The organism is Brevibacillus sp. RS1.1 (genome assembly GCF_013284365.1).
Lineage (GTDB): Bacteria > Bacillota > Bacilli > Brevibacillales > Brevibacillaceae > Brevibacillus > Brevibacillus brevis_D.
On record NZ_JABSVA010000003.1, the window covers coordinates 463,905 to 487,552 of the forward strand.

The 23,648-nt window shown below is 47.8% G+C and carries 24 protein-coding genes; 2 read left to right on the forward strand and 22 right to left on the reverse strand.

Features of this window, described 5'->3' with window-relative positions; translation table 11 throughout:
- Window positions 1–50 precede the first annotated feature (50 nt).
- The 5 genes from HP570_RS12535 to HP570_RS12555 all read right to left on the reverse strand — a co-directional run bounded on the left by HP570_RS12535 (window position 51) and on the right by HP570_RS12555 (window position 5,090).
- The gene (locus HP570_RS12535) at window positions 51–1,250 is read right to left on the reverse strand and encodes an MFS transporter (protein ID WP_173625978.1); all 1,200 of its coding nucleotides are present in this window, start codon (window positions 1,248–1,250) and stop codon (window positions 51–53) included.
- A 454-nt stretch (window positions 1,251–1,704) separates the two neighbouring features.
- Window positions 1,705–3,216, reverse strand: coding sequence for an AAA family ATPase (locus tag HP570_RS12540; protein WP_173625979.1), 1,512 nt, complete (start codon window positions 3,214–3,216; stop codon window positions 1,705–1,707).
- Window positions 3,209–3,736 carry a hypothetical protein gene (locus HP570_RS12545; protein ID WP_064199999.1) on the reverse strand — a complete coding sequence of 176 codons (528 nt, stop codon included), beginning with the start codon at window positions 3,734–3,736 and terminating at the stop codon, window positions 3,209–3,211. The genes HP570_RS12540 and HP570_RS12545 overlap by 8 nt, the downstream gene beginning before the upstream one ends.
- A gap of 152 nt (window positions 3,737–3,888) precedes the next feature.
- Entirely contained in the window at window positions 3,889–4,368 is a 480-nt protein-coding gene (locus HP570_RS12550) for a cell wall elongation regulator TseB-like domain-containing protein (RefSeq protein ID WP_173625980.1), read from the reverse strand.
- A 29-nt stretch (window positions 4,369–4,397) separates the two neighbouring features.
- Entirely contained in the window at window positions 4,398–5,090 is a 693-nt protein-coding gene (locus HP570_RS12555) for a hypothetical protein (protein WP_173625981.1), read from the reverse strand.
- Between the two features lie 134 nt (window positions 5,091–5,224).
- Between HP570_RS12555 and HP570_RS12560 the strand changes: the two genes are divergently transcribed.
- Window positions 5,225–5,404: a hypothetical protein gene (locus HP570_RS12560; protein WP_133257456.1), complete on the forward strand. Its 180-nt coding sequence runs from the start codon at window positions 5,225–5,227 to the stop codon at window positions 5,402–5,404.
- Between the two features lie 62 nt (window positions 5,405–5,466).
- Here HP570_RS12560 and HP570_RS12565 read toward each other — a convergent pair whose 3' ends face one another.
- The 15 genes from HP570_RS12565 to HP570_RS12635 form a co-directional block, all read right to left on the reverse strand.
- The gene (locus HP570_RS12565; RefSeq protein ID WP_173625982.1) at window positions 5,467–6,771 is read right to left on the reverse strand and encodes an amidohydrolase; all 1,305 of its coding nucleotides are present in this window, start codon (window positions 6,769–6,771) and stop codon (window positions 5,467–5,469) included.
- Window positions 6,772–6,787: 16 nt separating this feature from the next.
- Window positions 6,788–7,411, reverse strand: coding sequence for a redox-sensing transcriptional repressor Rex (locus tag HP570_RS12570; protein ID WP_012686190.1), 624 nt, complete (start codon window positions 7,409–7,411; stop codon window positions 6,788–6,790).
- 15 nt (window positions 7,412–7,426) lie between these two features.
- Entirely contained in the window at window positions 7,427–8,332 is a 906-nt protein-coding gene (locus HP570_RS12575) for a ComEC/Rec2 family competence protein (protein ID WP_173625983.1), read from the reverse strand.
- A gap of 41 nt (window positions 8,333–8,373) precedes the next feature.
- A complete protein-coding gene (dinG, locus tag HP570_RS12580; protein ID WP_173625984.1) occupies window positions 8,374–11,277 on the reverse strand; it encodes an ATP-dependent DNA helicase DinG in 2,904 nt (967 codons plus the stop codon).
- Between the two features lie 91 nt (window positions 11,278–11,368).
- On the reverse strand, window positions 11,369–12,778 hold the full coding sequence (locus HP570_RS12585; protein WP_142496150.1) for a tetratricopeptide repeat protein: 1,410 nt from the start codon (window positions 12,776–12,778) through the stop codon (window positions 11,369–11,371).
- Between the two features lie 82 nt (window positions 12,779–12,860).
- Window positions 12,861–13,244, reverse strand: coding sequence for an aspartate 1-decarboxylase (panD, locus tag HP570_RS12590; protein WP_007723146.1), 384 nt, complete (start codon window positions 13,242–13,244; stop codon window positions 12,861–12,863).
- A 20-nt stretch (window positions 13,245–13,264) separates the two neighbouring features.
- Window positions 13,265–14,131, reverse strand: a complete 867-nt coding sequence (gene panC / locus HP570_RS12595; RefSeq protein ID WP_217364616.1) for a pantoate--beta-alanine ligase — start codon at window positions 14,129–14,131, stop codon at window positions 13,265–13,267.
- On the reverse strand, window positions 14,128–14,991 hold the full coding sequence (gene panB / locus HP570_RS12600; RefSeq protein ID WP_142496152.1) for a 3-methyl-2-oxobutanoate hydroxymethyltransferase: 864 nt from the start codon (window positions 14,989–14,991) through the stop codon (window positions 14,128–14,130). Before panB ends, panC begins: the two co-directional genes overlap by 4 nt.
- Window positions 14,992–15,251: 260 nt before the next feature.
- Complete coding sequence (locus HP570_RS12605) at window positions 15,252–16,235, reverse strand: biotin--[acetyl-CoA-carboxylase] ligase (RefSeq protein ID WP_173625985.1); 984 nt, start codon at window positions 16,233–16,235, stop codon at window positions 15,252–15,254.
- Window positions 16,225–17,448 (reverse strand): CCA tRNA nucleotidyltransferase, encoded by a 1,224-nt coding sequence (locus tag HP570_RS12610; RefSeq protein ID WP_173625986.1) that lies wholly within the window; start codon window positions 17,446–17,448, stop codon window positions 16,225–16,227. The genes HP570_RS12605 and HP570_RS12610 overlap by 11 nt, the downstream gene beginning before the upstream one ends.
- 127 nt (window positions 17,449–17,575) lie before the next feature.
- A complete protein-coding gene (gene bshA / locus HP570_RS12615) occupies window positions 17,576–18,718 on the reverse strand; it encodes an N-acetyl-alpha-D-glucosaminyl L-malate synthase BshA (RefSeq protein ID WP_012686182.1) in 1,143 nt (380 codons plus the stop codon).
- Window positions 18,719–18,734: 16 nt separating this feature from the next.
- A complete protein-coding gene (gene bshB1 / locus HP570_RS12620; protein WP_087348315.1) occupies window positions 18,735–19,430 on the reverse strand; it encodes a bacillithiol biosynthesis deacetylase BshB1 in 696 nt (231 codons plus the stop codon).
- The gene (locus HP570_RS12625) at window positions 19,427–19,837 is read right to left on the reverse strand and encodes a methylglyoxal synthase (RefSeq protein ID WP_012686180.1); all 411 of its coding nucleotides are present in this window, start codon (window positions 19,835–19,837) and stop codon (window positions 19,427–19,429) included. Before HP570_RS12625 ends, bshB1 begins: the two co-directional genes overlap by 4 nt.
- A gap of 48 nt (window positions 19,838–19,885) precedes the next feature.
- A complete protein-coding gene (dapB, locus tag HP570_RS12630) occupies window positions 19,886–20,638 on the reverse strand; it encodes a 4-hydroxy-tetrahydrodipicolinate reductase (RefSeq protein WP_173625987.1) in 753 nt (250 codons plus the stop codon).
- Window positions 20,631–20,978 (reverse strand): nucleotide pyrophosphohydrolase, encoded by a 348-nt coding sequence (locus HP570_RS12635; protein ID WP_016740047.1) that lies wholly within the window; start codon window positions 20,976–20,978, stop codon window positions 20,631–20,633. Before HP570_RS12635 ends, dapB begins: the two co-directional genes overlap by 8 nt.
- 215 nt (window positions 20,979–21,193) lie before the next feature.
- Between HP570_RS12635 and HP570_RS12640 the strand changes: the two genes are divergently transcribed.
- Complete coding sequence (locus HP570_RS12640) at window positions 21,194–22,051, forward strand: YitT family protein (protein WP_012686177.1); 858 nt, start codon at window positions 21,194–21,196, stop codon at window positions 22,049–22,051.
- A 59-nt stretch (window positions 22,052–22,110) separates the two neighbouring features.
- Here HP570_RS12640 and HP570_RS12645 read toward each other — a convergent pair whose 3' ends face one another.
- The gene (locus HP570_RS12645) at window positions 22,111–22,926 is read right to left on the reverse strand and encodes a sporulation protein YpjB (RefSeq protein ID WP_173625988.1); all 816 of its coding nucleotides are present in this window, start codon (window positions 22,924–22,926) and stop codon (window positions 22,111–22,113) included.
- A gap of 48 nt (window positions 22,927–22,974) precedes the next feature.
- Window positions 22,975–23,574: a DUF1405 domain-containing protein gene (locus HP570_RS12650; protein WP_016740044.1), complete on the reverse strand. Its 600-nt coding sequence runs from the start codon at window positions 23,572–23,574 to the stop codon at window positions 22,975–22,977.
- Window positions 23,575–23,648 lie beyond the last annotated feature (74 nt).

The window sequence follows — 23,648 nt, forward strand, 5'->3', positions numbered from 1 at the left end:
TTGCAGCGGATTCATTTTTTTGCTTATGTTACACATACTTGCGGATTCCTTTAGGAAGGAAAGCCATGCTTTTTAGCTAGCCAAGCTGCAAGCAAGGAGGGAAGCAGCAGGATAATTAATGAGCCCGGAAGGAATCCTGCTCCAAGCAGCTCGAGAAGAAACCCACCAATAATGCCCCCTCCGCCGATTGCCACATTCCACGCGGTAACCAGCATCGATTGGGCTATATCTGCGCTGTTTCCCCCAGCTTGTGCTATTGCTGTTTGCAGTAAAGTGGCTGCCCCGCCAAACGTAAGCCCCCACACTGTAACACCAAGAATGATGATTGCAGGTTGATTCATTCCGATTCCCAAGGCTGCAGAAGCCAAAGCAAATCCCGTGATGCTGATTAAAACCAGCATTCTTAGAGAACGGTCAATCAGCATACCTATCACCCAAATGCCGACAACCGAGGTTATTCCAAAAATAAGAAGAACCAAATCCACTCGCTGAGCAAACGCGGTTTCCGCAAGATACGGTGCAATATAGGTGTACAAAATATTATGAGCTAGTACCCATGCCAAAACGACGAACAGAATCGGCCGTACACCAGGAATCAGGAAAACCTTGTGAAAAGGGAGCTGATCACCGGCAGGCTCGCCGGCATAATCCGGCACCTTCCAGAGCACCCAGCCAATAAGGGCTGCAGCCAGTAATGATACAGCTCCGAAAATGAGACGCCAGCCTGTATAAGTACCGAAAAAAGTGCCTAGCGGAACGCCCAGCGCCAATGCCAACGGGGTGCCAACCATGGCTACTGCCATCGCTCTTCCTTTCTGCGAATCAGGCACCATGCGCCGCGCATAACCGGCCGTCATCCCCCACAGAACACCTGCCGAGACACCTGCGAAGAAACGCGCGACAAGCGTCAACACATAAACGGAAGATAACGCGGTGATGGTGTTAAAAACAAGAAAGCCGATGATGCACAGCAGCAGAAGCGGCCGGCGCCTCCACTCGCGGGTAGCCGTTGTCAAAGGAATGGCGGCCAGAAGAGATCCAACCGCATAGAGAGTGACCAATTGTCCGGCAAGAGCTTCTGTGACCCCAAGATCCTGTGCAATTTGTGGCAGTAATCCAGCAGGTAGGCCTTCCGTAAGAATGCAGATGAATCCCGCCATGGCTAAGGCCAGCAGCCCGACCCACGGAAGACGTTTGGAAGACGACACATTTGCTCCGCCTTTTCTTATAAAAGCAGTGTTTGAGTTCACGAAAAAATCTCCTTTATTTATTTTTGCCGTATGAAAGCTTTGGCTTTCGTATAAGCATATATAAATAAAATATTATTTTACATGGATGATTGAAGGAGGATGAAGCGAATTAAGAGGAAAATACTTTTATTTTTATAGAAATTCCATGATTTTAAAGGCAAAAAGGCAGCGGCGGCCGCTCTGGCACTCTAGAAATAAAGGAGTCGTGAAGTTGAATGAATGTTAATACGGTAGTTTTGCTTATCCTAAATTAAAAATAGGCGCTGCCTTATTGCGCCTATCAATCGTCATTATTATTTTCCGCGAACCAGCTATTCTCCCGGTAACTTAATGCCGTTCCCAGTCTAATACTTTATTTTTCATTCTAATGGTTTATTTTCTTTTTACAGCGAGCAAACACAAAAAAACCTGCTTCGCCGACTCTTCCCTTGGCTAGCAGGTTCATTATCTTCACTTATACAGCAACTTCTTCCTTCGTTTGTGACAATAGGGCCCTGAACTCATCGCCTTGCAGAACTTCCGCTTCCAACAATGTATGCAGGCCCGTTTGGAATACGGAATCAAATTGTCTCAAAAGATTGCGAGTTTCTGCGAGCAATCCTTCCAGCAGACGCTCAACCTCGTCATGAATCCGATTCTTATCCACGTATTGCAAATGTACAATCCCTAGCTCGGACATACCGCTTTGTACAATTTCCTGTGCCATTCCCAGCGCCTGCTCGAAGTCATTCTTCGATCCAGTACTGCGCCCACCGTAGTAGATTTCCTCCGCTACGGCTCCTCCAAGGCTAACCATGATTTGCTTCTCCATCGCTTCCTTGGTATACAGATAGCGGTCTTCCATTGGATTTTGTCGGACGTATCCCAGTGCTTTGCCTCGTGGACTCAGCGTAACCTGCGATACAGAGCCTGGTCGCACGCTCTCACTTACAATGGCATGTCCCAATTCATGGAGAGCAACGCGCTTCTTCTCTTCCTCAGATGCTTGACGGTCTACCTTCTCTCCGAGCATAACCTTGTCCACTGCATAGCCAAAATGCTTCGCTGTGATCTTGTCCTGGCGGTCACGCATGGCGTAAATAGCTGCTTCATTGGCTACACTCTCCAGCTGCGCGCCAGAAAATCCGAATGTCTCCTGAGCCACTTTTTCCAGTGTGACGTCCTCGCCTAGCGGTTTATTGGCCGTATGAATGGTCAAAATCTGCTCGCGTGCTGGTTTGTCCGGAAGATCAACGCTAATATGACGGTCAAAACGACCAGGACGCAACAGCGCTGCGTCGAGCATGTCCTTCCGGTTCGTAGCTGCCATGACTAAAATCCGCGGTTTGTCAGTCGTAGCTACACCATCCATTTCCGTCAACAGTTGATTCAAGGTTTGATCGTATTCACGCTGCTGTTGACCGTCCCTTTTTCCACCGACGACATCGATCTCATCGATAAAAATAATCGCGCTGTCTTGCCCATTTTTCTCTGCTAATGCCTTCGCTTCCTGAAACAATTCACGGACGCGTTGTGCACCGACACCGACGTACATCTCTACGAACTGCGAACCCGATGCCGCCACAAAAGCAGAATTTGTATAATTTGCTGCCGCTTTCGCCATCAGTGTCTTACCCGTACCAGGAGGACCTGTCAAAAGAACACCTTTAATCGGGCGAATCCCGTACTGCTCAATTTTGTCTTTATACACGAGAAAATCAAGCGATTCTTTCAGTTCTTTTTTTGCGCGTTCCTGTCCGCCGATATCGGCAAACTGCACGTCCGATTTCGGCAGCTCATGCTTGTTTACTTTTCTTTTTCCCCCGAGGGCGACATTTCCACCTTGTCCATTTTGCTGGCGGATGACCAGAAAGTAAATCGCACCCAGTACGGCTCCGAACACCAGGAATGGCGTAATGTTTACACCAAGAAAAACAAGAAAAATCAACAGTGCAGGTACGACGCCGATCAGTATTTCCTTACGCACGTGCCGTCACCTCTTTTTCATTGGATCGGGGGATGATGGTGTAAAAATCCTCCGTTCCTTTTTTCATATAAACATAAATGTTCTTGTCATCCATCGATGCAGATGCTTGGTCGAGTTGATTCCCCTTTTTCCATTGTTCCATAAGGGCTGGAATGCGGCTATATTCATGCAACTCCACTGCTTCTGTAAACACAAATTGACCACTCTGCCAAATATCGTGCATCGTTGTCGACTGATTGTCGATGTCAATGACCACTTCTTTTTCCCCTGCGATCTTTTTTGTCTCCGTTAGCAGATTCCGATATTCTGCTGGAAATGCGTCTGGTTTTGTAACAGTTACATCTATTTGAATTTTATCTTTGTTGATTTCCAAATTGCCCAATGTTGCGGACTGCATTTGTCCAATTTCTGCACGGATTGGCTCCTCAATCTCCATCTTTTGATACAAGAACCATCCTCCGAACAGGAGTGCCAAGGTTGCCACCAAAGATAATCCAATTGCGCTCTTTTTCATCTGCACGGCTACTCCCCCCATAAATATCGTTCTCGTTTTCTCTCTCTGCAACATCCCCAGTATATCACACGAGTATATCATTTTCTTATACAGATGTTGGGTGGAATGCCAAACAGGCCTTCTCCTATAAGGAAAAGGCCTGTCGTGATACCAGCGTCTTAGCTTGGCGAGAGCACGTATGAGGTTAACAGAGCGCCAGTGAATAGATCATAGTGAATGTAGTGAAAACGACCGTCTTTGTCTTTGACAGTGACTTCCCAAAATTTCTTATCGTTTTCAAGACCAGGAACCAAATGAGTGATCTCCGATTGCGAGAAGGACTTGTAAACCGCCTCTTCTACATTCTTTTTAGGAACAGCAAGATCCATTCGATCGAAGCTAACTTTTTGATCGGTCATCCAAGCGACAACTTGTGTCCCCGCCTTATTTTTCCCAATGACGACAGCGTAGCTCTCCTTGCCTCGATATTCATCAATGGTTTCAATCTCCGTGATTGTCGTGCGATCCTGGACCCACTGACGAACGGTTTCCTCAAATTGATTGCGCTCTCCTGCTACAGAAGCCGTCAGATGATAGGCGAACCCAGCTCCCGTAAGTAAAATGACGGCTACAATTGATAGGATAATTCGTACTAACACAGCAAAGTAACTCCTTTACGTGGCTGACATTACAATCGGAATCGAAGCTGGTCTCTCTTCACTCCAACTGCCGTTTGTATTTGCAAATCCAGCTCCAGTTGGCGAAGCTGCCCCGTAGTTGAATCGTACCATAGTTGGTAATTGACTTTCATTCCGTTCGTTATATTCGGAGTCAAATCTTGAAGAGGGAAGGATGGACCTAACCACATCGATAATAACGAAGAGACTTCCTCAGGTGGGACCGCTATCCGGTATCCACTCCATCCTTGCCCTGCAGTATCTTCAAGGCGTTCAGGACTGACCGATTGCAAAACTCCCTTGAGCAATACTGCGTGCTCATACGGGGTGAACATCGCATACGGCAGAGCGGCATGATCCTGTACCTGGCCATCCATTCGCACCGATACTGGCTGCCCATCTTTTCTGGCTATTTCAAGCTGGTGGCCACCGATTTCTCCTGCGAGCTGAAATTGCTCATTTTGATATCGCCCATGCAAGGTCTGATTCTGCATGTATACGAGAAATGAGCGTTCCTCGTCCTTCGTGATCTGCTCCAAAAGCTCCGCTACCGTCTTCGTCTGCTTCGTCCCTGCTGTTTGCCTGACCGCAGGCGCAGTATCTGTATTGGCAGATCGACTTACTGTTCCCAATACAATCCCGAGGAGAAATAGACCGAGTAGGATTGGAATGAGCCACCACAGCATTTTGGGCCGGATGTACATGTCGTCCCCCCCTGTCCCATTTTTGTCTTTAGCCTATGCTATACGGGAAGGTTTTAGAACGACACGGAAAAGTTGCTAATCATAGCTTAAGGTTGGGCGGTCATACTACACATACACCCCGAGGAGGTGAGCGCGTGACATCTTCGCAACAAACCACATCTCCTGACATACTTGGGTTTCTGTTACAGGAATACCGCGTCTCCTGGGCAGGATTGTCGTCTCCCTTGCGTCAATGGTCGCACACACCCACTCTTCATTTTCGCCATCATCTCCTGACAAAAGCTGTGGCAAAAATGAACAACGGAACGTCTTAGTATCCAATTCCCCTACCTACACCTGCACTGCCTTACTCCTGTCCCCACCTGACAGGAGCCTTTTACCGTTTTAACGTTTGGAATACGCGGTTTGCTTCGTAAATCGCGCGCTCCTCATCGATGGTCAACAACTTATGATTACGCATCAAGAATTTACCCGCTACAATTGTATCTTTCACATCTCGTCCATTTGCCGCGTACACCACGTGTGAAATCGGTTGGTGTGCTGGGTGGAAATGAGCTTGATGGCTATCCATCACGATCAAGTCAGCTTGCTTGCCTACTTCAATGCTTCCGAGTGTTTCTTCCTGGAACACCCCTTCTGCTCCATAACGAGTAGCCATGCGAAGGGCTTCCTCTGCTGGAACCGCTACTGGGTCATTATTTACACCTTTGTGCAGGATCGCAGCGAGCTTCAATTCCTCAAACAAATTCAAATTGTTGTTGCTTGCCGAGCTGTCAGTACCCAGTGATACGCTTACGCCTTTTGCCAACATTTTCGGAACAGGCGCAACACCGCTTGCCAGCTTCAGGTTGCTCACGACATTATGAGAAACTCTCACGTTGTATTTTGCCAAAATGTCGATTTCTTCATCCGTTAGGTGAACAGCGTGCGCGACGAGTGTTGGGCGATTGAACATGCCCAGCTTTTCTAAATGAGCGACTGGACGCAGTCCGTAGTCCTTCTCGTTTTGACCGACTTCCCAAGCGGTTTCAGACATATGGATATGAAGCGGCAAGGACAACTCATCGGCTTTTTCGATAATTTGGGTAATAAATTCTGGCGAGCAGGTGTACGGCGCATGCGGTGCCATCATGACGGTAATACGTCCGTCTGCCTGATTATGCCATTCTTTTGCAAAAAGAGTCGCGTCTTTCAGCTTTGTTTGACGTTCTTCTTCGGAGCACAAGCCGATCATCCCTCGGCAAAGGCGGGCACGCATTCCAGTTGCATCGACTTCCTTTGCCACAACATCCATATGATCATACATATCCACAAACGTAGTGGTTCCCGTACGAATCATCTCAATAAGCGACAGTTGAGTACCCCATTTTACTGTATCTCCCGTGAATTGCGCCTCCAATGGCCACATTTTGTCTTCCAGCCATTGTTGCAGCGGCAAATCATCTGCATAACCGCGTAGGAGGGACATACCAGCATGTCCATGCGTGTTGATTAAACCAGGCAGTATGTAGTCTCCTTTTTGATCGATAACCTCATCGTATCCTGCTTCTGATAGGTCCTCAGGAGTTGGGCCCACATACGTAATCTTGTTACCTTCGAATGCTACGGCACCATCGTAAATGACTTCATTCGTATCGTTAACGGTAATGACTGTTGCGTGAATGAGGATCGTCTTTTTCATAGTATACACTCCATTCTTATGTCAAGTAGTAGGCCAGGCTTTGCAGGTTGGACGTCACGTCCGCATAGTGAATGCGAACATCTTTTCCTGCGCGAATCGTCGTAGGGGCAAAATTCAAGATCCCCTTGATACCCGCTTGAGTCAACTGATCACATACGGATTGCGCTGCAGGTGCCGGTACCGTAATAATCGCCAGCTTGATTTGCTTGTTTACGATTGTCTCTTCCAGCTCTGATAAAGGCTGAATCGGTATACCTGCGACTTTTTTACCCTGCTTCTCTGGATTATTATCAAAGATGGCCGCAATCCGCATGTTATCTTTCAAATAAGCGTTGTAGTTACTAATGGCATGGCCCAAATGCCCAGCTCCGACCAAAGCGACACGGATTTCATCTGTTAGCTTTAGAATTTCACGTATTTTTTCCACCAGATAATCGACATCATAGCCGATTCCCTTTTTTCCAAAATCACCAAAAGCTGCAAGATCTTTTCTGATTTGGGCAGGATTCACATCGAGATTCTTGCCCATCTGTTGGGAGGAAACGGTGGTCACCTCAACCTGCTGCAAATAACTGAGGTAACGCAGATAAATCGGCAAACGACGGACGACCGCTTCCGAAATCTTTTCGTGTTTTGCCACGTTCGGTCTTCCCCCCTAATTCTTTTGCTTCAAAATCCGATATTCTTTTCCATTCGATAAAATGGTAATGGAACCGTCGTGGCTGGTAACGTATGTCTCGGCCCATGACTCACCCAGGCGCTCCATGACTTCCGTCTGACCGTCTTTCATTTGATCCCGCGATCGGCCTGTCTGAATAATGGCGACCTGGGGATCGACCTTCGTCAGAAACGGTTGCGAAGAGCCTTGATTGCTTCCCTGACCAGCTACCTTTAGCACTTCCGCCTTCAATCTGTCATTTTGCCGTTCCAACAGTCGCTCTTCTGCTTTTTCATTCACGGCACTCATAAATAAAAATCGTAGTTGGTCATGCGTCAATCGAAAAACGAGAGAATTATTCTGGGGCGATAAAAATAACGGTTCATCCGGGAGCAACACTTCCATGGAGATTTGTTGGTCAAGGGTAAGTACTTGTCCTTGCTCTGCTTCCATCTGCTTTTGGTTGGAGCGAAGCAGCACGACATGGCGAATGGATGGCGCGATCAGCTTGGGCAAAATGACGGCATCTACAAGCACTTGTTGGCTCAATGAAGCGTAGCCTCCCATATGCTCAGGCTGGTCGTTCGTCAACACTACATAGTCGAGCCGTGTGATCTTGAGCTCTGCCAAGCGCGCCGAAAGAACGGGCCAATCTTCTGCCGTACCCGTATCAATCAGCATCGTTTTACCGCCTGGCATTCTCAAAAGCGTGCTCTCACCATGTGGAAGTGCCAAGTAGGTGACAATGAGACCCGAAAATTCCTGTTCTGTCTCCGTTTCAAACGGGTCATCTATCTTCACTGCTGCTTCTTGCAAATACAAATGGCTATCAATCGAGCATGCGCTAAGGAAAATCGCACTAAGAACTACCATCCACCAACGCCACGCTTTTTTCCATAACATTTATTTTATCACCTTAATCCCTATGAGACTATTGCTTCATTTTATGAATCTGACAGGGATTGCATACTAAGGAATGGCTCTATGCGCTCTCGCAGTGTTGGCCATGGACCGCTTTCGATTTGAAATGGCGGCAAAGATTGAAGGAATGAGCGTCCATATCTCGCCTCAACCACACGCGTGTCGAGAACGATCACGACCCCTCGATCCAAGTGATGGCGAATTAATCGTCCCACCCCTTGCTTAAATTGCAGAACGGCTTGTGGAAGAGACAACGACATAAAGGCATTTTTTCCTTCTGCCTTCAAAAGCTCTGCCCTTCCTTGATAGACAGGGTGATTCGGCGGAGCAAACGGTAGGCGAACAATGACCAAACTGCTCAGCCATTCCCCCTGGATATCGACACCTTCCCAGAAGCTACTCGTCCCAAGCAGAACACTTCTCTCCATGCTTCGGAACAGTCGCACCAGTTTGCTTCGATTGTTGCTATCAATCCCGTGACCGAATAACGTATACGGTTCTGGCGCCTCCGCTAGTCGTTCCTTCATCGCTTGATAAACAAGGCGAAGCATCGAATGGGAGGTAAACAGGATCAGCGTCCTTCCTTTCGAAGCCAGTACGACATCCACGCACCCTTGTATGACTGCCTCCAAATACGTGTGGTCACTCTCTTTACCTGGTGCCGGGAAATCAGATGGGATCAACAGCAGTCCCTGCTCTTCATAATGAAACGGCGATGGCAATGACAAGGTGCGCACTCGTTCCTCAGGCAATTGGTCGAGACCAAACTGGCTTTTGATGTAGGAAAAGCTGTTTTTGACCGTCAGAGTGGCTGATGTCAAAATCAGGCTCCGTTTTTGCGCGAACAGTGGTTCTGCCAGTGAGTCGGCAACCTTCAAGAGTGCTGCTGACAAATGCACCTGCTTGCGAGCTGTACGGGACTCTACTTCCATCCAATACACATACTCCGCATCCTGCTCAAGTAAAAAGAAGTGAAGCAGCTCCACGGTATTCTGCCAGTCTTTGATGAGACCAAATAAATCTGTCAGTAGACTACGTACAGCAAAAGGTGGCTTTTCCTCCTGCGGAGTCGCTCGCAAAAGCTGCTCGATGCCCGCTGCATATGCAGTCATCCCTTCAATCAGCTTTTTGGTTACTTTGCGTATCTTCTCGTGTTTGCCTACAAACGATTCGATCCGATAACGTACCGTCTCACGACCAGCGTCCGTCGTCTCCTCCGCACGATCTGATGCCCATGCATACAAGAGCTGTGTCCATTGCTGCGCTTTCTCTCGCAAGGTCGCGGACTGTTTTCTCAGCTCCAAAAGTTTTGCGACTACCTCTTCTTGTACCGCAGGCATCCAGCTTTGCAGCTCTTCTGCGAAGCGTGCAATTGACCCACTCTCTTCAACCGATGCACGATCTAGCAAGAAAAGAAGCTGCGTGGTTGAAAACTGCTTGCCTAAATGCTGTGTCGCGGCATCCTCCAAATGATGGGCCTCATCGACGATGGCAACTTCATACGCAGGTAGGATCCTGTTTTCCGCTTGCAGATCGCTGATGAAAAGGGCGTGATTGACGATGAGGACATCGACATCGCGAGCCCGTTCCTTCGCCTGAAAATAGTAGCAGCGACTAAACCACGGACAAGCCCGATTCAGGCAAGAGCCCGTATCACTTTTTACCTGTTGCCATAGCAGTTGGCCACTTGGAGGCATGCTCAGCTCTTCCACGTCACCGGTAACGGTTTGCGTGAGCCACGTCAGCATCTGTCCTTTTACCAAGCGCATTTCTTGGCTGCTTCCTTCTACAGGCTCGTCCACAGCTTGTTCAAATTTACGCAAGCATAAGTAGTTTCCTCTGCCTTTTAGCGTCGAAGCAGTAAACGAAAACGGCAACGACTCCTGCAAGGTAGCGATTTCCTTATGGAATAGCTGTTCCTGCAATTGAATGGTATTGGTACTGACCACCAGCTGCTGCTGATTGTGATGAGCCCAAATGATCCCCGGCAAGAGATAGGCTAATGATTTTCCCGTACCTGTCCCCGCCTCTACCAATAAATGGGCGCCATCCTCCATTGCCTCATAGACGGCATGCATCATCGCTTCCTGAGCATCTCTACGTTGATACCCCGACATTTTCGCCTGCATGTACCCGTTTTCGCCCAAAACATCCTCGAGCTGCTCGGCAAACGCTTTGGTCACTGTCACATCGACAGGAGGATGCTTCAGGGACGCTGTTAATTTTTCTTCGCGTTTCCGTAAGGCCAACTGGCGATAAATATCCCACATATCGGAGGAATCCGTTTTGGTTGGCGTTCCATCCAGCTCTGGCAGCTCTATGAGCTTTTCCATCTCGATCTGCCGCAAAAGAACCTCGATATCTGAGCGAAACGAAGAGACGAGCATCTGCAGCCGCTGGATCGTTACAAGTGGCAATTTCTTTAAAATATCCAGCAAGTGGAGAAACAGCTGGGCCGTGGCAAGTGCATCACTATCTGCTTGATGAGGATTATCGTGCTCGATTTCCAGCTCAGACGCCAGTTCTCCGAGTCTGTAGCTATTTTGCATCGGCAAAAGAACGCGGGATAGCTCCACCGTATCAAGCACGTAGCCGTCAAACGCATAATAGCCCTGGCTCAGCAGGGCTTCTTGTAAAAATTGGAGATCAAAGCTTGCATTATGTGCAACAAAAGCTCGCCCGTCCAATAAACGCAAGAAATCTGGAAACACTTCTTCCAAGGAAGGAGCATCTGCAACCATCTCGTTGGTAATCCCTGTTAATTGGGTAATAAAAGGGGGAATATCCTGGCCCGGATGAATCAGGGTGGAAAAACTCTCGGTAATCTGCCCGTCATCGATTGCGACGGCACCAATCTGAATGATGCTGTCCCCTTGGCGTGGATGGCTTCCCGTCGTCTCAAAATCTACAACTAGTAATCGATTCAAACGTTGTCACCTCGTAACCTGGGCGGAAACATTCAATCCGCACTCATTCACATTCGGCAACGATGGGAAATATTCCTGCTCTCCTGTACATTTACGGCTGTACCAGCTCCGTCTGTATTTCGGATTGACCGAGCTTGCTTGCACAAAGTTGCAGATAGATGGGGATTTCCCATAACTGTTCTGCGAATGGCAATGCCCGTTGAAAATATTGTTCAGCCAGGCGCCAATTTTCTTCCACAACCGCGATTCTTCCCAGATGAAAATACCCTAACGAACGTACATATGGCTCAGCGTCTTCCAGGAAATACTTTGCCATCCGTTTTGCTTCTTGTGTATCCCCCAGCTTTTCGTATGCGGAAATCATCCCGGATTGTCCGAGGCGATTGTCTCGGTTTTTCTCCAGCATGATCCGAAACGCTTTGATTGCTTCCTCTACCCTTCCGTCAAACAACAGCATCCAGCCATAACTAAAAAGAAAGTCGTCATTTTCGGGTGCAAGACTGATCGCTTTTTTGACGAGCGTCAATGCGCGTTTCGTACCAGCAATCAGCCAAGTATTCCAGGCCAAGCCATGCCACGTCCACCCATCTTTTGGGGAACGCTCCGTCAAAAAGTGATAGCAAATCTGTGCCCGGTGGTAATTGCCCACTGTTTCGTATAAAGAGGCCATTTCCTGAAGAGTATCGCTGTCCAAATCGCGTGTCGGCAATTGCAAGCCTTTCGGCGGGCTCCATTCCACCGTCTGGTCCATCATATGCAGTAATTTGGCAGCACGTAGCCATAACATCTGCGCTTCCCAATCGTGCTCGTTTTTTTCTAGATACGGTTCCAATTCGTCCAAAGCTTCCTGTGCATCGCCATCTCTTAAATAGCATAGCGCGAGGTTGTATTTGGCTTCTTCCTGTTCTGGCTTGATCTCGAGAGAAGTCTTAAAAGCTTGTGCCGCCTCTAGCCATTGCTCCTCTTCCGCAAGTATACACCCGATGGCATTAAAACTGATGGCCACAATGGTAGGTGAGCCTGCTGTCCTTCCGAGAAGACGGAATTCCCGAAAAGCTAATTCTTTCTCCTCACACAAAAGGAGACTGTAGGCGTAATATAGGCGCCCACTTTCCCAGTCTGGCGATTTTTGAACTAATTCTGCAAAACACTTTTTCGCGTCTTGGAACATACGCAAATGATAAAAGCCTTCCCCACGACGAAAAATCGGCTCGTATGTGTTTGTTTCAATGGCCTTTGGTGATTCTGTTTTCACCTTCGGCTGATGCGCCTTTTTCTCTTCTGCCGGAAGCTGTCCTTCCATTTCCTTGATGTTACGAATCGCATTCGATAATTTTTCTTCGAATTGCAGCCACAGGTCTACGACAGTATCACTTACTTGACGCAATTGAAACAATTGTTCCGCGAGCTGAAGACGTTCTTGTTCAGAAGCCCCCTGCCACTTCTCTTCAATCGTCTGCGCTTTGTTCCGAAGCGTATGAAACCAGTCCTCGATTTTCACAAGAAAAGCCACCCCCTATGAGGCATGAGTACTTTCATTGTCTCACAAGGCAGGTGGCTCTATGCAGGAGTCGACAGATCGCTTACAGAATCGTCGCGTGTACTTCTTCCGCAATCAATTCTTTGATCTGATTTTTTTCATCCATGATGGCGACACGTGGCTTGTAGGTTCTTGCCTCTTCATCCGTCATCATCGCATAGGCAATAATAATCACGATATCGCCCTCTTGTACGAGACGTGCAGCTGCTCCGTTCAAGCAAATGACGCCACTGCCTGGAGCACCTTCGATGACATAGGTTTCCAGACGCGCTCCGTTGTTGTTATTGACGATTTGTACTTTTTCATTTGGCAAAATATCCAGCGCATCCAACAAATTTTTGTCGATGGTAATACTTCCTACATAGTTCAAGTTTGCCTCAGTTACCGTTGCGCGATGGATTTTTGCTTTCATCATGGTGCGGAACACTACCAATTCCTCCCTTATTACTACTTGATTGATGTGATCGTATTGTCGATGAGACGTGTTTTGCCAAATCGAACAGCTAGCGCAATGATGATCGTCTGACCTGCCGTTTCCTGCCCCATTGGTGTGAGCGCTGGATAGCTCAAAATTTCCACATAATCAATATCAGCCAAAGGTTTTTCGGAAATCATTTGCGTAATACGATCCTTGATTGTAGAAAGAGCCACGCCCTCGCTCAGCCATTCTTCTGCTTGCCTCAGGCTCTGTGATAGCACGAGTGCTTGTGTTCGCTCATCCGCTGACAAGTAGACATTTCGAGAGCTCAGGGCAAGCCCATCCGCTTCGCGTACAATCGGGCATGGAACGATTTCCACTGGCATCGACAAGTCATGAACCATTTGCGTCACAACAGCTACCTGCTGGGCATCCTTTTGTCCAAAAAAGGCGTAATCGGGCTGGACAATTTGAAACAATTTATTGACGACGGTCGATACGCCATCAAAATGACCCGGACGAGAAGCTCCACACAATGGAGTCGTCACATTTGCCACAGAAATATTGGTCAGCATCGGGGTCGGATACATCTCGCTCACTTCCGGGGTAAACAGGAAGTCCACTCCCGCTTCTTCCGCCATTTTGCTATCTCGTTCGATATCACGCGGATAACGTTCAAAGTCTTCATTCGGTCCGAATTGCAGCGGGTTTACGAAAATGCTCATCACAACCAAATCGCATACTTCACGAGCAGCTTTCACCAAGCTGAGATGTCCTTCATGCAGAAAGCCCATGGTCGGTACCATTCCGATCGTTTTGCCTTGCCGACGAGCATCTTTTAAATGAACACGCATTTCTGCAATGGTGGAGACTTGCTTCATCATTGTTTGCATCATGACTGTTTCACTCCTTCCCCGTACAATTCCTTGATGGTTTCTTCAGAGGCATGGAAGACATGCTCTTGTCCTGGGAAGCTTCTTGCTTCAACTTCTTTGTTATAAGTCTCCACTGCTTCACGGATTGTTTCCCCAATATTTGCGTAGCGCTTCACGAATTTTGGTGTGATATCCGATGCATAGCCGACCATATCATGGAACACCAGCACTTGCCCATCGCAAGTTGCACCCGCTCCAATTCCGATCACAGGGATGTCCAGCTTGTCTGCAATCATGCCTGCGACCTCTTCCGGAACACATTCCAGAACAATAGCGAATGCTCCCGCTTCTTGAATCGCAAGGGCTTCGTCCAACAATTTTTTGGCTGCCTCCAGATCTCTTCCTTGTACTTTGTAACCGCCTAATTGATGTACTGATTGCGGAGTAAGCCCAATATGTCCAACGACAGGGATGCCTGCTTGTACACAGCGTGTAATGATTGGGGCGAGTTCACGGCCCCCTTCCATTTTGACCGCCTTGGCCAGCCCTTCTTGCATTAGTCTGCCCGCGTTTTTTACCGCTTCCTCAACTGTTCCGTGATAGCTGAGGAAAGGCAGATCTGTCACGACAAATGCACGCTTGGCCCCTCTCGTTACTGCTTTCGTATGATGTAGCATGTCCTCCATTGTAACAGGGATCGTGGAGTCATAACCAAGTACGACCATTCCCAGTGAATCACCGACCAAAATCATATCAACGCCAGCTTCATCTACTAATTTGGCTGACGGATAATCATAGGCGGTCACCATGGTAATCGGGGTTCGCGTTTCTTTTTTCTTGCGGATACTCGAAGTCGTAATCGGTCTGTCGTTTTGTGCCATTTTTCATTGCTCCTCTTTCTCATCAAGCCCGTGGATCGTGTGAGGAATAAAAAAACCTTCTCGCGTCAATCGGGAGAAGGTTGTCCATGTCAAAAAGACATTTTGCGTTAGCGGATTCCTTCTGTCTCGGTCCACACAGGCTCTGAGCAGATTTTTGTCCTTGCACGTATTGATTTAAGATTACACGATCGATACAAAAATACTCCGGGAGTACCGTTCACGAAGTGATACAGCCTCCAAATTGGAGTATAACAAATGCTTCAATCATTTGCACGATAATTGACATCAGCCGAATAAACTTTGTGAATCTGTCCAGCCTGATCCTCGACCATGAGTACGCCTTCTTCATCCAAACCAACAGCACGACCTTCCAGCTGTTGTGAAATCGTCTGGAGGGTCACCCATTTGCCAATGGTGTATGAATGATTCTCCCACTCTTGTTTGACACGCTCAAAGCCAGCTCGCAAATAGTGGTCGTACTCTTCTTCAAAAATTCGGCAGAGCCGCTGGATAAACGTAACACGCTTGAGTGACTCACCAGATTCAATTCGAAGCGAAGTCACAATCTGTGCCAATTCAGATGGGAAATCAGACTCGACACTGTTGGCATTGAGCCCTATTCCGATTACTAAATAATTGACTCGATCAGATTCAGCATTGAGCTCTGTCAAAATCCCGCATACTTTTTTGTCACCGATAAAAATATCGTTCGGCCATTTGATTTTGACAGGCAACCCAGTCTCTTCCCGGATTGTTTTCGCTACAGCAACCGCCGTTAGCAATGTCATTTGAGGTGTTTTCGGTAACGGAATCGAAGGTCGGATGATCAAGCTCATCCAGATCCCCGTTCCTTTCGGAGAATGCCAGGGGCGACCGAGTCTGCCTTTCCCACCTGTTTGCAGCTCGGCGAGCACAATCGTACCTTCTACTGCCCCTTTTGCCGCAGCCTCGTGTGCAAGTGGCTGTGTAGATACCACCTCATCGTAAGCGATGACATTTTGACCGATCCGATTCGTTTCCAGTCCAGCCATAATTTCTGCTGCGGACAAGCGATCAGGGGCAACCAGCAGGCGATACCCCGATTTGCGAACCGCCTCTACCTCGTAACCATCCCGGCGGAGCTCTTCGATATGTTTCCAAACGGCCGTCCTTGAGCAGCCGCATGTTTGGCTTAATTCTTCACCAGAAATGAAACTGCCTGGCTGATCACGGAATGCTTGGAGGATGACTTGCTTAATGTTCATCTTGTGCAACCTCTTTCTTTGCAACTTCGACAAGTGCTTCTGGTGTATTTGGTAAACCGTGCAGAGCCGTTTGTCTAAGCAACGATTCCAAGACGCGAACAATCCACTCGCCTGGCTTTTTCTGAACAGCTACTTGCAGGTCAAGCCCCGTGATTGCCAAATCCTTGATGGTTTTGACAGGCATGTTTTCGTATTGATCGAGGAGTGCCTGCATCGAAAACGATTGCCTCTCCTCCCACCAACACGCTTGCAATAAAAGAAAGAACTCGTTGCACGTGTCCCACCCGACTTCAAGCAGCAATGGTCCCCACTCGATCTCTTGAGGGACATCCCATTTCGGCTGCAATCGCGTAAGAAGTTCAACCAAGCAACAAATTGCTTCTGTCTCGCGTTTGGACATTTTGAGGAATCGGCATACTTCACGCGCTTGCACAGGTGAATAATTCGCAGTAAACAGGAGCAACGACCATTTTTGCGTCACAGTTTGCAAATGACGGAGCCGCCAAGCATGCTCATTTGAGAGGATGAACAGTTTTTCTATCTCCGGAGCATACGCCATGAGCCTCGTTTCATTCAACAACTGACAACCAACCTCTGGAGCTTTACTGTCGAGCGTTTTATTCAGCTCTTCCCTGATGCGCTCCACAGCAATATGAGCTAACAAAGGTACCGTCTGTTTCATAGCAAGCATGGTTTGGTCTTCTATAGCAAAACCTAGCTGAGAAGAAAATCGCACACCTCGTAAAAGTCGAAGGGCATCCTCCTGAAATCTCTCTAGTGGAATGCCTACAGCCCGAACCAACCGATGCTCTATGTCCTCTTGTCCACCGAACGGGTCGTGCAATACTTGATGACGATCCATCGCCATTGCGTTCATCGTAAAATCACGTCGCTCTAGATCGAGTCGAAGTTCTGAAACGAACTGAACCTCAGCGGGTCGACGGTAATCTTCATATTTTCCTTCCGTCCGAAACGTGGTTACTTCAAATAGCTGCCCCTCGACTTTTACAGATACAGTACCGTGTTTCAGACCAGTCGGGACATGATCGGGAAACAATCGGATGACGTCGCCGGGATGGGCATTCGTACATATATCTATATCATGAACAGGTCGTTGTAAAAGCCAATCGCGGACGCAACCACCCACATAGTAAGCTTCAAAGCCGTGTTCCTCCAATCTGTCGAGAACACGCTTTGCCAATTCTATCGCCAATCCAATCCCCCCTTTCTGGTTTGCTCCGCCTGATCTACACAAGGAGGCGTTTTTCATGAGAGTTCTGTATGGATTGTTCATTTTAATATCCAAGGTGCATCAGCTAGCCAAAAGCACCATCTTACGTTCAAAAGCTTAGATTTTCTTCGGATTTGCTTACCAGCAAGTTAGCGTAGAGTGCCTCATACTGCGAGGCAATCGTTTCATGACAAAATGTTTTGCAGGATCGCTCAATGCTGTTCGCAGAGAATTCGCGGTATAGCTCTTCATTTTGCAAGAGACGTATTGTTTCTTTCGCCATCCCTTCCACGTCGCCAATTGGACGCAAGAAGCCGTTCACACCATCCAGCACGACTTCGGGCAAACCTCCTGCCACTGTTGCGACGACAGGCACACCACAAGCCATTGCTTCTAGTGCAACGAGACCGAAGCTTTCCTTTTCTGATGGAAGCAGCATGATGTCTGCCATGGACAATACCTCGGCAACGTCTTCCTGCTTACCGAGGAAGCAGACATCGTCGTTCAGACCGAGCTCAGCGATCATTTTGCGGACCAGCCCCATTTCGGGACCTTCACCAATAAGGATCAGTCTGGAAGGCACTTCTTCACGTACGCGTGAAAATATTTCAATCACATCTGGCACTCGTTTGACCGGACGGAAATTAGAAATGTGCATAAGAATTTTTTCACCATTCGGTGCAAACACCTTTTTCAGCTTCGTAACCTCTTTCGGGTAGTAACGCCGCTTGTCTACGAAGTTGTACACTGGGACAATTTCTTTTTCCGTATGCAGCAGCTCTTTCGTCTGCCTGATCAAATCATTGGACACCGCTGTTACCAAATCGCTTCGCTCAATACCGAAGCGGATCATATCACTCAGATTCGAGTCATAACCCAGAACGGTAATATCCGTCCCGTGGAGGGTGGTCACAATTTTCAAATGATCCCCTACCATTTGCTTGGCAAGGAACGCACACAACGCATGTGGCACAGCATAATGCACATGTAATAAGTCCAGGTTTTCATTTTTCGCCACTTGCGCCATTCGGTTCGCCAAGGTCAAATCATAGGGTGGATATTTAAAAACATCATAGTTGTTCACTTCTACTTCATGATAGAAAATGTTCGGGTGAAACGCACCTAAGCGAAATGGCATTCCACCAGTAATGAAATGAACTTGATGTCCTCGCTCAGCCAATAGCTTGCCAAGCTCCGTAGCTACTACGCCCGATCCGCCCAATGACGGATAGCATGTAATCCCGATCTTCATACAGTGTCACTCCTTCTCACAAGCTCTTTAATACATACGGAGCTGCACTGACAAATCCTTCTGCGTAGGCTACACCAGCCTGCTGACCAAATAATCGTTCTCGATACTCGACAGACTCCAGATATCCATTGGTAAGGGGTGTTTGAACACTGCCTTCTTCTAGCTCAAACTGACTGCGGTAGCAACGCAGCGCCTCCATTTTTTGCGAATAAACGCCAGTGATATCCACAACAACCTGCGGTGTGACCGTGGAATTAATAAAATAGTAAAGGAATTGCGATGGTCGATAGGCAGGCAAAGAAGGCTCCGGCAAATACTTGCGGATGCCCGCATTAAACACCGCTTCTCGAACGATACGACTTACACTTTCGTGATCTGGATGACGATCCGAATAATAAGGCGCAAGCACAATGGCTGGGCGTGTTTCACGAATCAGCTTTACGACGCGTTCAATCGCACTTTCCCTGACTGCTTCCAAGCCACGATCAGGTAGTCCAAAATTATAGCGGGCAGCCACTCCCATCACTTGGTCAGCGGCAGCCGCTTCCTGTTGCCTTCTCTCCACCGTTCCATTCGAAGACAATTCCGCGTAGGTCAAGTCGAGAATCCCCACGCGCTTTCCTTCTTTCGCTGCCAAAATCAGACTGCCTGCCGCGCCGATCTCGACATCGTCAGGATGAGCGCCGATTGCCAAAATATCGAGTGAACTCATGCTTCATTCTCCTCACGCACCACTTCGCGCCAATCCAGTTGCCCCAGCTCCAAGGCCTTCAGCATGATTTCTGCCGAACCGAGATTGGTGGCAAACGGTATCTTGTGCACATCACACAGCCGAAGCAGTGCGATAATATCAGGTTCATGCGGTTGAGAGGTAAGCGGATCACGCAAAAAGATAATCAAATCCATCTCATTGCGGGCGATCATCGCACCGATTTGTTGATCGCCCCCTAATGGTCCTGACAGAAATCGGGTTAGGGAAAGCGACGTAGCTTCCATGATTCGCGACCCAGTTGTTCCTGTGGCATACAGGTCATGTTTTGCCAAAATGGATTCATAGGCCATCGCTAGTTGCACAATCTGTTCTTTCATTCGATCATGGGCAATCAATGCAATTTTCAAGAAAACCTCTCCCTTATGGCTGGGTAAGTGTGTATGTTAAACAAACGTTTAATCAATCAGATGTTCCAATCCGTAAATCAATCCGTTCATATTCATTACAGCTTTAATGGCCATATTTACGCCAGGCATGAAAGATTCCCGGTTAATCGAATCATGGCGAATGGACAGCGTTTGGCCTGTTGCCCCAAACAAAACCTCTTGATGGGCCACCATGCCTGGCAGGCGGACACTATGAATCCGGAGGCCTTCGTAATCTGCTCCGCGAGCGCCTGGAATTGTTTCTACCTCTTCCGGATGCCCTTGCTTGAGCTCTTCCCGAACGGCTGCAATCATCTCCGCGGTCTTCAAAGCAGTTCCGCTTGGTGCATCCAGCTTTCGGTCATGATGCAGCTCGATAATTTCCACATGTGGCATATATTTTGCTGCCATTGCGGAAAACTTCATACATAGAATCGCTCCGATTGCAAAATTCGGAGCAATGATGGCACCCAGTCCTGCTTCTTTATAGCGCTCCGTCATCTCTTGCAGCTGCTCTGTTGTCAGCCCCGTTGTTCCAACAACCGGTCGCACACCACGAGCCAGACAGAGCTCCATATGACGATACACCGTATGCGGTGTCGTAAAGTCTACCAAAACATCCGGCTTCATTTCGTCCAATTGTTGATTAATTTCATCTTCGCCCACACGCGTATCCAAATTGCCTGTAAAAACGAGCGCCGTATCCTGCGCGAGCATTTTCACTACTTCTTGCCCCATTCGACCATTTGCGCCAGCAACTGCTACACGAATTTGTTTAGTCATGCTGCTCGTTCTCCTCTATTCTCGTCCAGCGATCTTTATCGCGGGTATTAAACTTGTGCATAATACGATCAAATGCTTCCTGCAAATCGATTCCGAGTGAGTTTGCGAAACAAATCACGATGAAGAGTACGTCACCCAGCTCTTCTTCTACTGTTTTTTCGCCTTCGTCCTTTTTCTTTGGTTTTTCTCCATAAAAGTGGTTAATTTCTCTGGCTAATTCACCTACTTCTTCGGTCATTCTAGCCAGCATCGAAAGCGGAGAAAAATATCCTTCTTTAAATTGCGATATGTATTGATCAACTTCTTGCTGCATCTCTTGCATTGTCTTTTGCCGTTCCATCCGCCCACTCCTTTTCACATTCTTCTCTCTTTCACCTATCGTACTAAAAAAGGCTTCGTTTGCCAAATCACAATACTTCGTCTTTCCAGCATATGGACAATCAAACGAGCGTTCATTTATAATGGCTTTCGGATAGCCCTCAGGTAACACAAGTATTACCTGCACATCAAGTCCGGGGGGAAGCCTGTTTCCTGATCCGGCGAACAGGAGGATATATGAAAATTCGTCTTGACAGTATCATTGCCATTATCATCGGTTCTGCCATTATGGGATTTGGTATTAACGCGTTCAACATTCCCAATCATCTAGCTGAGGGCGGTATCACTGGTATTAGTATTTTGATCAAGCTGCTAGTTCCAGTTGTAGATCAGGGAATCGTCTTCTTTGTCCTGAACATACCGTTATTTTTCCTGGGCTGGAAAATTCTTGGACGAACTTCTTTTTTCTACACGATTTTGGGAACGGTTTCTCTTTCCGTCTTTTTATCCTTATTTGATGGTGTGCTTCCATTGCCGATGAAAGATCGCCTGCTTGCTTCCCTGTATGCCGGGGTAGCTGTTGGTGTCGGGTTAGGGATTATTTTCCGTTACGGTGGAACGACTGGCGGTGTGGACATCATTGCCAGACTGCTTCAGAAATACATGGGTATCAGCATGGGAAGAACGTTATTTTTCGGAGACATTTTGGTCATTGGGGCGTCCCTCGTCTATTTGAATCTAGAAAGCGCCATGTATACCCTTGTCGTCGTCTTTATCGCAGCACGTGTCATCGACTTTTTCCAAGATGGCGCTTATGCAGGAAAAGCATTGACGATCATCTCCAACGAAGCAGATAGCATCTCCAAGCACATTCTCGATGTAGGTCGTGGTGTAACACTCTTAGCCGGTAAAGGCGCCTACTCTGGCGAAGAAAAGAAAGTCATCTATGTCGTTGTCAGCCGAAACGAAGTCATGCGTTTTAAAACCATTGTGCAAGAAATTGATCCGCATGCTTTTGTCATCGTAAACGACGTGCATGAAGTTCTCGGAGAAGGCTTCACCCTTGATGAAAACAAGAAACCGCTTCATGATTAGCATGAAGCAGCACAGAAAAAACCCTTGCCTTTTCGTACAGGCAAGGGTTTTTTCACCTTTTAGGTCGAACGGATTTCTCCTTCATATTTCTTCCATGCCACGTAAGACAAGGCCATGATCAAAGCTATCGAGATAGAAGCGAGAATAAGTATAGGAGAATCTGGCCGCATCATTAAACGAGCAAACGTACTCTTCTCTTCTCCCACAAACGCCACTTGAAAGGAGCTGTTCAATTCTCGCAACGCCTCACGAACAAGCTGCCAATCTACTTGGCTGTTTCGCATCTCTTTGGATATGATATCGTACGCAACCGTAATCGAGGACATTTGCCCCTCTGGAAGCTGAATACTCATCCCCGGCTTAATCGCCAAAAATAATCGGTAGTTCTCATCAAACTGTTCGCGAAACTGACCGAAATTCCGCTCAACAGCCGATAGCTGCAGATTTTGGACCTGTGTGACAAGAGAAGGATAGTAGCTACGCCACATCGGCTGGTGATCATGGGTAAGTGCGTCTATGGCGATACGGACCCGCGTGGCATGCCACAGCAATTGTTGTTCACTTGCATTTGCAGAAGCAAAGCTTTGCTTGGCTGCCAGTATGGACTGGGTCACTGCATTCAGACTTTCAATTCGTATTGGATTGGGCAAATGCTGGTTCGGGAATCGGTCTGCTAGCTGGACGATGCGTTGCTCTGCCCCTTCAAGATCTCCCTTTTTTGCATACGTCAGGAACTCATGCGCAATTTGATCCAAGGCTGCCAACTGCTTTTCTTCTATCGGCTGATTCAGCTTCGAGTACAAATTATGAATGGGCCACGACAAGAACAGCCCGATCATGAGAAAGAATAATAAAAACCGGATGTTTTTCTTCAACGCAAATAACCTCCTTCCCTAGTACAGCCTATGGAAAGGAGGACAAGATTAGACCTTATTTGTCGTATACTTCATATTTACCCACCAGATCACCGAGATCGAGATCAGACTGAGAAGAACCGTAAACAAACCAACGAAGCCCTCATACGGATCCAGCACACTCGGCAGCCACGGATGGATGTCCATGACGTAATCGAGAAAATCATTATTCAGTGTCCACAGCGCAGCGATTCCTACCGGCAGAAGACTTAGCTTGTAAAAACGCGCATACAATACAGATTCCACAGCCATGCCGGTGTGGGAAACAATCAGCATCAAGTCTGTCACGCGCACTTCATTGCCCATCAGCCAACCAGCCACGATAATGCAGACGGCCCAGACACCATACTTAAAATTGGTGATGCCAGCCAAAGCTTCCAGTACAGGAATGTGGCGACCCAACAAATAGGTAAGGAGTACAAGCGAAAAAAGTCCGCTACCTGTCGGGCTGTCCGGGACAAAAGGAATTAAATATGCTGGTGTCACAGCCAATTGGTTGCCATACCAGATAAATCCATATATGGTTCCTAAAAAGTTGACGACGAACAGCGTCCAAAGAAACCACCTTTTGCCCAAAGATTGCCGAAACCACTCCCATATCCAGATCATCTATAATCGTCTCCCGCTGTGTACGCCGCTAACGAAAAAGCTGACCGCATTACCAGCCAGCTTTTCCCCTATTA

Bases quoted from the DNA above. Each gene is read 5' to 3' on its own strand.
- HP570_RS12555 (WP_173625981.1), bottom strand. From the start codon at position 5,090: ATGTACATCCGGCCCAAAATGCTGTGGTGGCTCATTCCAATCCTACTC.
- HP570_RS12565 (WP_173625982.1), bottom strand. From the start codon at position 6,771: ATGAAAAAGACGATCCTCATTCACGCAACAGTCATTACCGTTAACGAT.
- HP570_RS12575 (WP_173625983.1), bottom strand. From the start codon at position 8,332: ATGTTATGGAAAAAAGCGTGGCGTTGGTGGATGGTAGTTCTTAGTGCG.
- panC (WP_217364616.1), bottom strand. From the start codon at position 14,131: ATGATGCAAACAATGATGAAGCAAGTCTCCACCATTGCAGAAATGCGT.
- panB (WP_142496152.1), bottom strand. From the start codon at position 14,991: ATGGCACAAAACGACAGACCGATTACGACTTCGAGTATCCGCAAGAAA.
- HP570_RS12605 (WP_173625985.1), bottom strand. From the start codon at position 16,235: ATGAACATTAAGCAAGTCATCCTCCAAGCATTCCGTGATCAGCCAGGC.
- bshA (WP_012686182.1), bottom strand. From the start codon at position 18,718: ATGAAGATCGGGATTACATGCTATCCGTCATTGGGCGGATCGGGCGTA.
- bshB1 (WP_087348315.1), bottom strand. From the start codon at position 19,430: ATGAGTTCACTCGATATTTTGGCAATCGGCGCTCATCCTGACGATGTC.
- dapB (WP_173625987.1), bottom strand. From the start codon at position 20,638: ATGACTAAACAAATTCGTGTAGCAGTTGCTGGCGCAAATGGTCGAATG.
- HP570_RS12635 (WP_016740047.1), bottom strand. From the start codon at position 20,978: ATGGAACGGCAAAAGACAATGCAAGAGATGCAGCAAGAAGTTGATCAA.
- HP570_RS12640 (WP_012686177.1), top strand. From the start codon at position 21,194: ATGAAAATTCGTCTTGACAGTATCATTGCCATTATCATCGGTTCTGCC.
- HP570_RS12650 (WP_016740044.1), bottom strand. From the start codon at position 23,574: ATGATCTGGATATGGGAGTGGTTTCGGCAATCTTTGGGCAAAAGGTGG.